This window comes from Pseudomonas sp. 15A4, from assembly GCF_016925575.1.
Taxonomy (GTDB): domain Bacteria; phylum Pseudomonadota; class Gammaproteobacteria; order Pseudomonadales; family Pseudomonadaceae; genus Aquipseudomonas.
This window is the reverse complement of sequence record NZ_CP068986.1, coordinates 5,476,130-5,488,659: the sequence shown is the minus strand read 5'-3', so window position 1 is coordinate 5,488,659 and position 12,530 is coordinate 5,476,130. Positions and strand designations below refer to the sequence as shown.

General features: G+C 61.9%; 9 protein-coding genes and 2 pseudogenes. 6 read left to right on the top strand and 5 right to left on the bottom strand.

What is annotated here, in order from left to right; genetic code table 11:
* The first annotated feature begins 90 nt into the window (after nt 1-90).
* A complete protein-coding gene (locus tag JN403_RS24295; protein ID WP_122535073.1) occupies nt 91-387 on the top strand; it encodes a DUF3509 domain-containing protein in 297 nt (98 codons plus the stop codon).
* A 193-nt stretch (nt 388-580) separates the two neighbouring features.
* On the opposite strand, the gene JN403_RS24290 is transcribed toward JN403_RS24295, so the two are convergent.
* Entirely contained in the window at nt 581-1,438 is an 858-nt protein-coding gene (locus tag JN403_RS24290) for a TIGR02285 family protein (protein WP_205487665.1), read from the bottom strand.
* Between the two features lie 238 nt (nt 1,439-1,676).
* On the opposite strand from JN403_RS24290, the gene JN403_RS24285 reads away from it, so the two are divergent.
* The 3 genes and pseudogenes from JN403_RS24285 (at nt 1,677) to JN403_RS24275 (ending at nt 5,434) form a co-directional block, all read left to right on the top strand.
* Complete coding sequence (locus tag JN403_RS24285; RefSeq protein WP_065989944.1) at nt 1,677-2,219, top strand: YaeQ family protein; 543 nt, start codon at nt 1,677-1,679, stop codon at nt 2,217-2,219.
* A gap of 101 nt (nt 2,220-2,320) precedes the next feature.
* A pseudogene (recJ, locus tag JN403_RS24280) lies at nt 2,321-4,029 on the top strand (single-stranded-DNA-specific exonuclease RecJ).
* Nucleotides 4,030-4,328: 299 nt separating this feature from the next.
* Nucleotides 4,329-5,434 (top strand): annotated as a pseudogene (locus tag JN403_RS24275) (NADH:flavin oxidoreductase/NADH oxidase).
* Between the two features lie 158 nt (nt 5,435-5,592).
* On the opposite strand, the gene JN403_RS24270 reads toward JN403_RS24275, so the two are convergent.
* From JN403_RS24270 to ydcS, 4 genes are read right to left on the bottom strand one after another with little or no spacing between them, the layout of a single operon-like run.
* A complete protein-coding gene (locus JN403_RS24270; RefSeq protein WP_205484631.1) occupies nt 5,593-6,402 on the bottom strand; it encodes an ABC transporter permease in 810 nt (269 codons plus the stop codon).
* A complete protein-coding gene (locus JN403_RS24265) occupies nt 6,392-7,342 on the bottom strand; it encodes an ABC transporter permease (RefSeq protein WP_205484630.1) in 951 nt (316 codons plus the stop codon). The genes JN403_RS24270 and JN403_RS24265 overlap by 11 nt, the downstream gene beginning before the upstream one ends.
* Nucleotide 7,343: 1 nt before the next feature.
* A complete protein-coding gene (locus JN403_RS24260; protein ID WP_205484628.1) occupies nt 7,344-8,381 on the bottom strand; it encodes an ABC transporter ATP-binding protein in 1,038 nt (345 codons plus the stop codon).
* Nucleotides 8,382-8,384: 3 nt separating this feature from the next.
* A complete protein-coding gene (gene ydcS, locus JN403_RS24255) occupies nt 8,385-9,536 on the bottom strand; it encodes a putative ABC transporter substrate-binding protein YdcS (protein WP_205484626.1) in 1,152 nt (383 codons plus the stop codon).
* A 262-nt stretch (nt 9,537-9,798) separates the two neighbouring features.
* Here ydcS and JN403_RS24250 point away from each other — a divergent pair, with 262 nt between their 5' ends.
* Together JN403_RS24250 and JN403_RS24245 are read left to right on the top strand one after the other, a co-directional pair.
* The gene (locus tag JN403_RS24250) at nt 9,799-10,560 is read left to right on the top strand and encodes a tellurite resistance TerB family protein (RefSeq protein ID WP_122535081.1); all 762 of its coding nucleotides are present in this window, start codon (nt 9,799-9,801) and stop codon (nt 10,558-10,560) included.
* 340 nt (nt 10,561-10,900) lie between these two features.
* A complete protein-coding gene (locus JN403_RS24245; RefSeq protein WP_172610906.1) occupies nt 10,901-12,523 on the top strand; it encodes a methyl-accepting chemotaxis protein in 1,623 nt (540 codons plus the stop codon).
* Nucleotides 12,524-12,530 lie beyond the last annotated feature (7 nt).

The following is a 12,530-nucleotide window of genomic DNA, read 5'->3' as shown; positions in this document are numbered from 1 at the left end:
AGTTCGCGCATTCCGGCTCTCGAACTTTTCGCTGCTGCCAATGGTCATTGGTTAGCACCTTTGCATTCAAACTGTTGAGTGGTGATCCGGATGGAAAATATCAGCTTGCTACTGAGCGAAGCGCTGTCCCCCTATCAGGTGAATATTGGCCCTGCCGGTATCCTGGGCGAGCGCCTGGTGACGCTGAAAAATCCAGCGGGTGCGATGGTAATCGAACGTGTTTTCTCTGCATCGCAATTGGGCGACAAGCGTCAGCTGACGGACGTGGTAGATGGTCTTCACCGTGACTTGATGGTGGCAGAAGGGCGCATCGAGCCTTGCGTTATCGCCGCCTTGCGCAATGTTTCGCAGTCCGCCGCTTATGCTGCAGCTCGACCTTTTGTCTGAGCTGCGGGGAACCTTCTCAATTCAGTAGGCTCCTATCAGTTACGGTAGGCGCAGGCATTGTGCTCCGGTGTTCATGCTGCCTGCCGTGCGGGTCCAAGAGGGACCGCGGTTGACCCCGAGCAGTCTCCCCGCTGCTCGGGGTTTCTTTTGTCTGAAATCCGGCTTTTCGCGCCAGACAGCGGTTTACCCCACGTCAATTCGGCGGCTCCTCGAAAAACGTCTGGGCGTCGCGAAGATACTCCTCCTTCTTGACCATCCACTCCGCATAAAACCCGATCAGTCGCGTCACTCGCAGCACGCGCATTTCCCGGTTGATGATGTCCATCGCCGCGCGTCCCTTGTCTGTTTTTGAACAGGCAATGTGAGCGAACTGGTATTTGGGCACGCCCTTGACCGGCAGAAACTCCAGGTCGTCCAGGGGGATGCCTTGTTGCTGGGCGTGAAAGCGCGCCTCCGGCCAGTAACTGATGATCGCCTGAAAGCGATCCAGTCGTTCCATCTCCAGCATGCTGCCGACCGCCGCGTTGCCGTAGTGCAGGATCAGTCGATTGGGGTGAGTGGTCTCGCGCAGCACTTTGTCGATGACCGGGCCGTAACTGCGTCCACCGACGATGCCGACATCGACGCTGTCGCTGGCCAGCAAGGCGCCAAGGTCCAGACGCCCGTCGGCATCCATGAACGCCGCGAAGAATGCGTGACGCCGCCGCTCGATGGTCACGCCATTACTGGGCGTGGCGTAGGCAGGGATGGAAAACAGAATGGTTTTATCTCGCTCCGGCGTCCATAGCAGGGTGGGGTCGCAGGCGAACACATCGGGGTCATTGAGCATCTGCGTTCCGCGCGCGCGGTTGACGTGCATGATCTGATGATCGTATTCCGGCATCCGTGCCGTCAGCTCGGGCATCAGCTTGTCGATGGCCCCCTGGCCCGCCAGTGGCCCGGAAAATATGGTGAGAGGCGGGAAATCGCGGAGCAGCCAGATCAGCGTTTCACGCGCCGACGCGGTAGCGGGCAGGCAGGCGAACAGCGCAACGACCAGCAAGGCGCGCATTCGGGAACCGGTGTCATGCATGGAAGCGTTGACCCTCATCGACAGCGTCTCGCAGCAAGGAATCGGTGATGTGCTTCATTTATTTAACACATGTCGTACGGGCTTGAGTAACCCCTCGCGAATGCTGTGCCCCATCCCCCATTCGAAGGGCGACCCGCATCGCTCATCGAGTTCGGTCGTTCAACGGGGCTGCATCGGGTAGACTTGCCGCCTTTCCCGTCTCTCTAGAAGCCCGTTCATGGCCCAGCCGTCCACGACCTACAAGTTCGAACTCAATCTCACCGACCTTGATCGCGGTGTCTATGAAACCGTCAAGCAGACCATCGCCCGTCATCCTTCGGAAACCGAAGAGCGCATGACCGTGCGCCTGCTGGCCTACGCCTTCTGGTACAACGAGCACCTGTCGTTCGGCCGGGGTCTGTCCGACGTCGACGAACCTGCCTTGTGGGAAAAGAGTCTGGACGATCGCGTTCTGCACTGGATCGAAGTGGGCCAGCCTGATGCCGACCGCCTGACCTGGTGCTCGCGCCGCACCGAACGCACCAGCCTGCTGGCCTACGGCAGTCTGCGGGTGTGGGAAGGCAAGGTCATACCGGCGATCAAGACATTGAAGAACGTCAACATCGCGTCGGTACCCCAGGAAGCGCTCGAAGTCCTGTCCAAAGACATGCCTCGGGTGATCAAGTGGGACGTGATGATCAGCGAAGGCACCATCTTCGTCACCGATGATCGCGGCCAGCACGAAGTGCAATTGCAGTGGCTGGCAGGCGAGCGGGGCTGATTCACGCCTGCACCGCGACGGCCTCGCAATGCTGTTGCCAAGGCATCGCGACGGCATCGCTACCTCCTGACAGTCCCAACGAGAATCCCAGCGGAACCTGAATGCGCATCGAACCACGCGAGTTACCTGACAACCTGCCTTTTCTTGGCGATCTGCCGCCCTTGCTCACCCGGTTGTACGCAGCACGCGGTGTGGCCTCGGAGGCAGAGCTCGACAAGGGCCTGGCCCGGTTGATTCCGTATCAACAGCTCAAAGGCATCGACGCCGCCGTCGATCTGCTGGTGACGGCCTTTCAGCAGCGTCAGCGCATCCTCATCGTCGGAGACTTCGATGCCGACGGCGCGACGGCCAGCACGGTCGGCGTGTTGGGCCTGCGCCTGCTGGGTGCGGCGCATGTGGACTACCTGGTGCCGAACCGTTTCGAATTCGGTTACGGCCTGACACCGGAAATCGTTCAGGTCGCGCTTGAGCGCCAGCCCGAGCTGTTGATGACCGTGGACAACGGCATTTCCAGCGTCGAAGGTGTGGCGGCAGCGAAAGCAGCAGGCTTGCAGGTATTGGTCACCGACCATCATTTGCCTGGTCACGAATTGCCGGCGGCCGACGCCATCGTCAACCCGAACCAGCCCGGCTGCACGTTCCCGAGCAAGTCGCTGGCCGGCGTCGGCGTGATCTTTTATGTGTTGATGGCCTTGCGCGCGCGACTGCGGGACATCGGCTGGTTCGAGGGCCGTGCTCAACCCAATCTGGGCGAGTTGCTGGATCTGGTGGCGCTGGGTAGCGTCGCTGACGTGGTGCCGCTGGATGCCAACAATCGGATTCTGGTGCACCAGGGATTGATGCGCATCCGCGCCGGGCGTGCGCGTCCGGGGTTGCGCGCCATTCTCGAAGTGGCCCGTCGCGAGGCCTCGCGGATCACTTCCACCGACCTGGGCTTCATCATCGGCCCGCGCCTGAACGCCGCCGGGCGTCTGGATGACATGAGCCTGGGCATCGAATGCCTGCTGTGTGATGACGAGACCGAGGCGCGGGAAATGGCCGTGCGTCTGGACGAACTCAACCAGGACCGTAAATCCATCGAGCAGGGCATGCAGCGAGAAGCGCTGGCCCAGCTCAAGGACCTGCCGCTGGAGTCGATGCCGTTCGGGCTATGTTTGTTCGAACCCGAGTGGCACCAGGGCGTGATCGGCATTCTGGCCTCGCGCATGAAAGAGCGTTATCACCGCCCGACCATTGCATTCGCCAGCGCCGGCGAGGGGTGCTGAAAGGCTCGGCGCGTTCGGTACCGGGCTTTCACATCCGCGACGCACTCGATGCCGTGGCGGCGAGGCATCCCGAGCTGATCAGCAAGTTCGGCGGCCACGCGATGGCGGCCGGGCTGTCGCTGCCGGAGGGCAACTTCCCGGCATTTGCCGAGGCCTTCGACACCGAGGTTCGCCGCCAGCTCAAGGAAGAGGACCTGACCGGCCGGCTGTTGTCCGACGGCACCCTGGCGGTGGAAGAATTCCATCTGGAACTGGCCCGTGCCCTGCGCAACGCCGGCCCGTGGGGGCAGCACTTTCCCGAGCCGTTGTTCCATGGCGTGTTCCAGTTGGTTGAGCAGCGAGTGGTCGGCGAGCGCCATCTGAAGATGGTACTCAAGACCGAGTGCGGCAGCGTGAAGCTTGAAGGCATTGCCTTCAGCATCGATCGCGAGGTATGGCCCAACCCGACGGTGCGCTGGGTCGAGCTGGCGTACAAGCTGGACCTGAACGAATTCCGTGGCAACGAAACCGTGCAACTGATGGTGGTTCACCTCTCGCCACGCTGAGCCCCGATCAACGTGCGGTGTGCCTACTGACGCTTTCCCGGCTAAAGCCGGTCCTACGGGTGTACGTGTTGTTTCAGTGGGACCGGCTTTAGCCGGGAAGAGGCCTGTTTGAGCACCCTCAATTTCGCAGTGCGACCCCCGACGCCTTTTCCGGCCAAAGCCAGTCCTACAGGTGCACGCGGTGTGTCAGCAGGACCGGCTTCAGCCGGTAAACGACTGAACCCTCACTTCTCTCGGGTTGTCGACTAGGCTCAAGGTTCGCAACCTATGGAACCTGCCACACGATCTGAGAGGTCCCTATGAGCCTGCTGCTTGAACCCTATACCCTTCGCCAACTGACGCTGCGCAATCGCATTGTGGTTTCGCCGATGTGTCAGTACTCCTGCGCTGACGGCCTGGCCAATGACTGGCATCTGGTCCATCTGGGCAGCCGTGCGGTAGGCGGCGCCGGGCTGATCTTTACCGAAGCGGCGGCAGTTACACAGGACGGTCGTATCACCCCGGAAGACCTCGGCATCTGGAACGACGAGCAGATCGCACCGCTGCAACGCATTACTCGCTTCATCGAGGCGCAAGGCGCGGTGGCCGGCATTCAGCTGTCCCATGCCGGACGCAAGGCCAGCACATGGCGTCCGTGGGTGAGCCAGAGCGGCGCCATCCCTGCCGATCAGGGCGGCTGGGCGACCTGGGGTCCGTCGGACATCGCTTTCGATCCGAGTTACACCACGCCCACTGCGCTGGATGAAGCCCAGATTCAGGAGGTCATCAAAGCCTTTGCTGACGGTGCCAAACGTGCCTTGACCGCAGGTTTCAAAGTGGTCGAAATCCACGCTGCCCACGGTTATCTGCTGCATCAATTCCTGTCGCCGCTGAGCAACCAGCGTCAGGATCAATACGGTGGCTCGTTCGAAAATCGCATTCGTCTGACCCTTGAAATCACCAAAGCCGTGCGTGAAGTCTGGCCCGCGGAGCTGCCGGTGTTCGTGCGTGTCTCGGCCACCGATTGGGTGGAGGGGGTTGGAACGCAGATGAAACTGTCGAACTGGCCAAGCGCCTGAAAGCGTTGGACGTCGATCTGGTTGACGTGTCTTCCGGCGGTACTGCAGCCAAAGCCGAGATTCCGGTGGGCCCGGGTTATCAAACCGAGTTCGCCGCTCGCGTGCGCAGTGAATCCGGCATTGCCACCGGCACCGTGGGCATGATCACCGAACCCACCCAGGCCGACACCATTCTGCGGACGGGTCAGGCTGACCTGATTTTCCTCGCACGTGAGCTGCTGCGCGATCCCTACTGGCCGCTGCAGGCCGACGAAGCCCTCGGTGGACGCCAGGCCACATGGCCTGCGCAATACCAGCGTGCAACCCACCGCGACCAGCCGATTCATGAGTCGGATTTGCGGGATTGATCACACCGCTGAATAGCTGATCTGGACTGCTCCAGCATCTCTGGCTCTGTGATGCTGGTTCTATTGGAGAAGATCCATGTGGGAGTGACCGGGGTGGAGCGCCACCCCGGTCACTCCCACATTTGTTCTGCGTCGGCCTTCGGAATGAAGATAGCCCTTCACTTGCCCCCGCTGCCCGCCACGCTTTCCCCGCCCCGAGTCAGGTAGTACGCGCCGAGGATGGGCAGCATGGTCACCATCATCACGAGCATCGCCACCATATTGGTCACCGGCACGTCCCGTGGGCGGCTGAGTTGGTTGAGCAGCCAGAGGGGCAGGGTGCGCTCATGCCCGGCGGTGAAGGTGGTGACGATGATCTCGTCGAACGACAGGGCGAACGCCAGCATGCCGCCGGCCAGCAGCGCCGAGCCCAGGTTGGGCATGATGATGTAGCGGAAGGTCTGCCAGCCGTCGGCGCCGAGATCCATCGACGCTTCGATCAGGCTGTGGGACGTGCGGCGCAGGCGGGCGATGACGTTGTTGTAGACGATCACCACACAGAAGGTCGCGTGGCCGACAATGATGGTGAACATCCCCGGCTCGATCCCCAGGGTCTTGAATGCCGACAACAAGGCCAGCCCGGTGATGATGCCGGGCAGGGCGATGGGCAGAATCAGCATCAGCGAAATGCCGTCCTTGCCGAAGAAGTCCCGCCTGTACAACGCCGCGGACGCCAGCGTGCCGAGCACCAGTGCGATCAGCGTGGCGCCACAGGCGATTTGCAGCGACAACTTGATCGACTCCAGCACGTCCGGCCGCGCGAAGGCCACGCTGATCCACTTCAGGGTGAAGCCTTTCGGCGGGAAGCTGAAGGCGGCGTCTTCGGTGTTGAAGGCGTAGAGGAAGATGATCAGGATCGGAAAGTGCAGAAACACCAGTCCGCCCCAGGCGGCGATTTTCAGGCCCCACGACGCTTTTTCAGAGTGCATCGAAAGCCCCCAGTCGTTTGACGATAGCGAGATAGACCGCGATCAGCACAATGGGCACCAGCGTGAACGCCGCCGCCATGGGCATGTTGCCGATGGCGCCTTGCTGGGCGTACACCATGCTGCCAATGAAGTAGCCCGGCGGGCCGATCAGTTGCGGCACGATGAAATCCCCCAGCGTCAGCGAAAACGTGAAGATCGAGCCCGCCGCAATGCCCGGCACCGACAACGGCAGAATCACGCGCGTGAACGTCTGCCGGGGCGTGGCGCCGAGGTCGGCGGAGGCGTGCAGCAGTGACGGCGGCAAGCGTTCGAGGGATGCCTGAATCGGCAGAATCATGAACGGCAGCCAGATGTAGACGAACACCAGGAAGCGCCCAAGGTGCGAGGTCGACAACGTACTGCCGCCAATGCCGGGAACGCTCAACAGCCACTGCAACACCGGCGCCAATCCCAGATGCTGAACGAACCATTGCGCGACGCCGCCCTTGGCCAGCAGCAGCGTCCACGCGTAGGCCTTGACGATGTAACTGGCCCACATCGGCATCATCACCGCGATGTAGAAAAACGCCTTGGTTTTGCCGGTGGTGTAGCGCGCCATGTAGTACGCGATGGGGAAGGCGACGACCGCGCTGGCGATGGACACCGCGACCGCCATGGTCAGGGTGCGCCGGATGACGTCGAAGTTGGCCGGGTTGAACAACGCGGCGACGTTCGCCAGGGTCAAGTCGGGCGTCACGGTCATGCTGAAGTCGTCGAAGGTGTAGAGGCCTTGCCACAACAGGCCCAGCAGCGAGCCGAGGTAAATCGCGCCAAACCAGAGCAGCGGCGGGATCAGCAGCAGCGACAGGTACAGATTCGGGCGTCGATACAGCAGGCCGGAAAAACGCCGGAGTGGCGATTGCTGTTGCGTCGGCGCGGAGCCAGTGAACGTCTGACCCATCTCAATGCGCCTCGTCCGGCGCGTCATGCAGCGCAATCATCGCTTCCCGCGCCCAGCGAACGGTAACGCGTTGCCCCGACGGGTAGCGCGCGCCCGTGTCCAGCCACTGATCATTGGCCTGGCTGACTGTGAGCGTCTGGCCGTTGTCCAGTTTGACCTCATAGCGGGTGGCACTGCCCTGATATTGAACGTCGTGCAGCACGCCGCTGACCTGAACCTCGTGGCTCGCCCCAACGCCCTCGGCGAACCGAATATGCTCCGGCCGAATGGAAAACGCGCCCGGGCTGCCGCTCAACGCCTGGGCCAGTTCGCCGCGCACAACGTTGGAGGTGCCCACGAATTCCGCCACAAAGGTCGTCGCTGGTTTCATGTACAGATTGCGCGGCGTATCGACTTGTTCGATGCGGCCCTTGTTGAACACCGCGACCCGGTCCGACATCGACAGCGCTTCGGTCTGGTCGTGGGTGACGAAGATGAAGGTGATGCCCAACTGGCGCTGCAGTTTCTTCAGCTCACTCTGCATCTGTTCGCGCAGCTTCAGGTCGAGGGCACCGAGGGGTTCGTCGAGCAGCAGCACCCGCGGGCGATTGACCAGCGCGCGCGCCAGGGCCACACGCTGGCGCTGTCCGCCGGACAGTTGCACCGGTTTGCGCGCACCATAGCCATCGAGCGCGACCATGTTCAGGGCCTCGTCGGCCCGCTTGATTCGTTCGGCCTTGCCGACGCCTTTGACTTTCAGGCCGTAGGCGACGTTGTCCCGTACGTTCATGTGCGGGAACAAGGCGTAGTCCTGAAACACGGTGTTGACGTCACGCTGATAGGGCGGCAAGCCGGCCGCTTCCTGGCCATGAATGCGGATCGAGCCGGCGCTGGGTTGCTCGAAGCCGGCGATCAGGCGCAGGCATGTGGTCTTGCCGGAGCCCGAGGGGCCGAGCATGGAAAAGAACTCGCCGTCCTCGATATCGATGGACACCCGGTCCACGGCTTTCACCTCGCCGAACAACCGCGAGACCTGGGTGAACTGGACAGCGTGGGTCATGGCTTAACGTCCACCCATGATCGCAATGTAATCCTGAGTCCAGCGGCTGTACGGCACGTATTTGCCGCCCTCGGCCTGGGGTGTTTTCCAGAAGGCGATTTTTTCGAACAGGTCAAACCCGTTGGTTTCGCAGCCCTCGGCGCCCAGCAGTTCGTTGCCCTTGCACGCTTCAGGCACCACTGGCAGGGAGCCGAACCAGGCCGCCACGTCGCCCTGAACTTTCGGTTGCAGCGACCAGTTCATCCATTTGTAGGCGCAGTTGGGGTGTTTGGCCTCGGCGTGCAACATCGTCGTGTCGGCCCAGCCGGTGGCGCCTTCCTGGGGGATGGTCGAGGCGACGGGCTGCTTGTCGGCGACCAGCCCGTTGACCATGTAACCCCACGAACTGGACGCCGCCACGCCTTCGTTTTTCACGTCGCTCATCTGCACCGTCGCGTCGTGCCAGTAGCGATGAACCAGCGGCTGCTGGGCGCGAAGCAGGTCGAGCACGGCTTTGTACTGGGTCTCGGTGAGCTGGTAAGGGTCGACAATGTTCAGCTCCGGCTTGGCGGTCTTCAGATACAGCGCCGCGTCGGCGATGTAGATCGGCCCGTCGTAGGCCTGGACCCGACCCTTGTTCGGTTTGCCGTCGGGCAAATCCTGTGGCTCGAACACCACGCTCCAGCTCACCGGCGGCGTCTTGAATACGTTGGTGTTGTACATCAGCACGTTCGGGCCCCACTGGTAGGGCGTGCCGTACGTTTTGTTCTCGACTGTGTACCACGGCCCGTCTTTCAGGCGCGGGTCGAGGGTTTTCCAGTTCGGGATCAGTGTGGGGTCGATGGGCTGCACCCGCTTGCCGGCGATCAGGCGCAAGGACGCGTCGCCCGAGGCGGTAACCAGGTCATAGCCGCCCTTGGTCATCAGGCTGACCATCTCGTCGGAGGTCGCGGCGGTCTTGACGTTGACCTTGCAGCCAGTCTCCTGTTCGAAGCCGGTCACCCAGTCGTAGGCCTTGTCGCTTTCGCCACGCTCGATATACCCCGGCCACGCCACGATATCCAGTTGTCCCTCGCCATCGCCCACCGCCGTGAGTGCTTCAGCGGCCTGCACCGCGCCATTGGTGAATAGGGCGCTGATCACGGCGCTCAGAATCGCGGTCTTGTGCACGGACATGGTGGGGTTGCCTCTTGGTGGTTGTTTGGGCAGAGATCGGTGGTGCAGAGCGTAGTGCCCAGTTCGATCCTCGACAAACTTTGATGCAGCAAATACCGAGCCCATTCCAGCAGGCTGAGGCGCTTCAGTGAAAACCCTTCGTCACCCCGACGCAGGACACCCGGCCGCCGCAACATTCAGAAGCAAACCGGCCCAACGGGCGCAGGTGCCTTCGTCTTAACCTGCGGGTCGAATCGTCTGTCCCTCCTTTAAAGGTGAAGTCATGAACACTCGCGGTTTACTCGATCAACTCTTGAAATCCGGCCAGGACCTGCTGCAAAACAAGGCCGGCGCTCACGACAAGAGCGGCAACAACGGGCAGGGCGGTCTAGGTGATCTGCTTGGAAAAGTCAGCGGCGGCAAGTTGGGCAGTGGCATGGGCGGGAATTCGGGCGGTGGGCTGGGCGGGCTGCTCTCCGGTGCCGGTGGCGGTGCATTGGCGGCAGGCGCGATGGGCTTGCTGATGGGCAACAAAGGCGCACGCAAGATGGGTGGCAAAGCGCTGACCTACGGCGGGCTCGCGGCCCTGGGCGTGCTGGCCTACAAGGCCTACGGCAACTGGCAGGCGAGTCAGGGTGTGGCGCAACCGGCTGAGCCGCAAACCGTGGACCGCGTGCCCCCGGCCCAGGTCGAACAGCACAGCGAGGCCATCTTGCGGGCGCTGGTGGCAGCGGCCAAGTCGGACGGGCATGTCGACGAGCGTGAGCGCGAGCTCATCGAAGGCGAATTCACCCGCATCACCGGCGACAATGAACTGCAGCAATGGCTGCACGCTGAACTCAACAAACCGCTGGACCCTGCCGACGTGGCCCGCGCAGCGCGAACCCCGGAAATCGCCGCCGAGATGTACCTGGCCAGTGTGATGATGGTCGACGAAGAGCACTTCATGGAGCGTGCTTACCTGGACGAACTCGCCAAGCAGCTGAAGCTCGATCCGGCGCTCAAAACCGAGCTTGAGCATCAGGTTCGTCAGGCGCAGCCGTAAGCGGTCAGTCTTTGCCGCATCGGTTACAAGAAACCGAGTACCTGCAAGTCCCCGGGTCAGCCCCAATAATCATTGGAGACTGACCCGCATTCTTCTCCCGCGCTCCAAAAGTCCCCACTCATTCATCCGCCTTCAACGCATTCGTACCATCAAGCAACGCCGCATCAAGCCGATAGCGTGTAAGACACTTCCGATCTGGCTGTGCGATATGGCGTTTTTCTTGTCGGAAACGGCCCGTTTATTGGGAAGTCACTAAGCTATACTCCCGCTCGTTTTGGACCGTTCGTCGGTCCGCTTCTTGAACCCGGTCATGCCGGCGTTGAACCCCTGAGGGCTGACTGTGAAGAACTGGACGTTGCGTCAACGGATTTTGGCGAGCTTCGCTGTCATCATCGCCATCATGCTGTTGATGGTGGTTGCGGCGTTCAATCGCCTGTTGGTCATCGAAAACAGCGGCGACGCGGTGAGGCTGGACGCGCTCCCCGGCGTTTTTTACAGCAGTACCGTGCGCGGCGCCTGGGTTGAAAGCTACGTAGCCACCCAGCATCTGCTGGTTGAAGGCGCGGGTCGCGACCTCACCAGCGCTGAAGAAGACCAGTACAAAGAATTCGAAGATCGCCTGCAGGCGCAGATCGTCAATTACCAGAAAAGCATCTTCGACGAATCGGATCGCAACGACTTCGCCCAGTTTCTGCAATTGCGCGAACGCTACCAGCTGGTGCTCAACGGGGTGCTAGCGGCTTACCAGGGCGATAACTACGCGCTGGCCCAACGGATGTTCACCGAGCAACTTACGCCCGCGTGGTTTGAGGGTCGCAAACAGCTCAACGCACTCGGCGCCAAGAACAAGGTGGTCGCCGACAAGGCATCCGACGCCATCCAGGCCGCTGTTTCCAGCGCCAAGATCACGCTCGGTATCTCGCTGATCATCGCCTTGCTGGCGGCCGCCGCGTGCGGTCTGTTGCTGATGCGCGCGATTCTGGCGCCGATGAATCGCATCGTGCAGATCCTCGACACCATGCGCACTGGCGACCTGAGCACACGACTGGCTCTGGACCGCAACGATGAGTTCGGATCGGTGCAGACCGGTTTTAACGACATGGTCGCCGAACTGGCCGCGTTAGTGTCCCAGGCCCAGCGCTCGTCGATTCAGGTGACCACCTCGGTGACCGAGATCGCCGCCACCTCCAAGCAGCAACAGGCAACCGCCACCGAGACCGCCGCGACCACCACGGAGATCGGCGCCACATCGCGGGAAATTGCCGCGACGTCCCGGGATCTGGTGCGCACCATGACCGAAGTAACGTCGGCGGCGGATCAGGCTTCGGTCCTGGCGGGCTCCGGTCAGCAAGGCCTGGCGCGCATGGAAGAAACCATGCACTCGGTCATGGGCGCGGCCGATCTGGTCAACTCCAAGCTGGCGATCCTCAATGAGAAGGCCGGCAACATCAATCAGGTTGTGGTGACCATCGTCAAAGTCGCCGACCAGACCAACCTGCTGTCGCTCAACGCCGCGATCGAAGCGGAAAAAGCCGGTGAATACGGCCGTGGTTTCGCCGTGGTCGCCACCGAAGTCCGCCGCCTGGCCGACCAGACCGCCGTTGCCACTTACGATATCGAGCAAATGGTTCGCGAGATCCAGTCGGCGGTGTCGGCGGGCGTCATGGGCATGGACAAGTTTTCCGAAGAAGTGCGTCGCGGCATGTACGAAGTGACCCAGGTCGGCGAGCAGCTTTCGCAGATCATCCATCAAGTGCAGGCCCTGGCGCCGCGTGTTTTGATGGTCAACGAAGGCATGCAGGCCCAGGCCACCGGCGCCGAACAGATCAATCAGGCGCTGGTGCAGCTGGGCGATGCCAGCAGTCAGACTGTGGAATCCCTGCGTCAGGCCAGCTTCGCCATTGATGAACTGAGTCAGGTGGCGGTGGGGCTGCGTAGCGGCGTTTCGCGTTTCAAGGTCTGAGCCAGGC

What these genes read in the sequence shown, in the direction of transcription:
- JN403_RS24295 (WP_122535073.1), top strand. Translation starts at nt 91, where the DNA reads ATGGAAAATATCAGCTTGCTACTGAGCGAAGCGCTGTCCCCCTATCAG.
- JN403_RS24290 (WP_205487665.1), bottom strand. Translation starts at nt 1,438, where the DNA reads ATGCGCGCCTTGCTGGTCGTTGCGCTGTTCGCCTGCCTGCCCGCTACC.
- JN403_RS24285 (WP_065989944.1), top strand. Translation starts at nt 1,677, where the DNA reads ATGGCCCAGCCGTCCACGACCTACAAGTTCGAACTCAATCTCACCGAC.
- JN403_RS24270 (WP_205484631.1), bottom strand. Translation starts at nt 6,402, where the DNA reads ATGCACTCTGAAAAAGCGTCGTGGGGCCTGAAAATCGCCGCCTGGGGC.
- JN403_RS24265 (WP_205484630.1), bottom strand. Translation starts at nt 7,342, where the DNA reads ATGGGTCAGACGTTCACTGGCTCCGCGCCGACGCAACAGCAATCGCCA.
- JN403_RS24260 (WP_205484628.1), bottom strand. Translation starts at nt 8,381, where the DNA reads ATGACCCACGCTGTCCAGTTCACCCAGGTCTCGCGGTTGTTCGGCGAG.
- ydcS (WP_205484626.1), bottom strand. Translation starts at nt 9,536, where the DNA reads ATGTCCGTGCACAAGACCGCGATTCTGAGCGCCGTGATCAGCGCCCTA.
- JN403_RS24250 (WP_122535081.1), top strand. Translation starts at nt 9,799, where the DNA reads ATGAACACTCGCGGTTTACTCGATCAACTCTTGAAATCCGGCCAGGAC.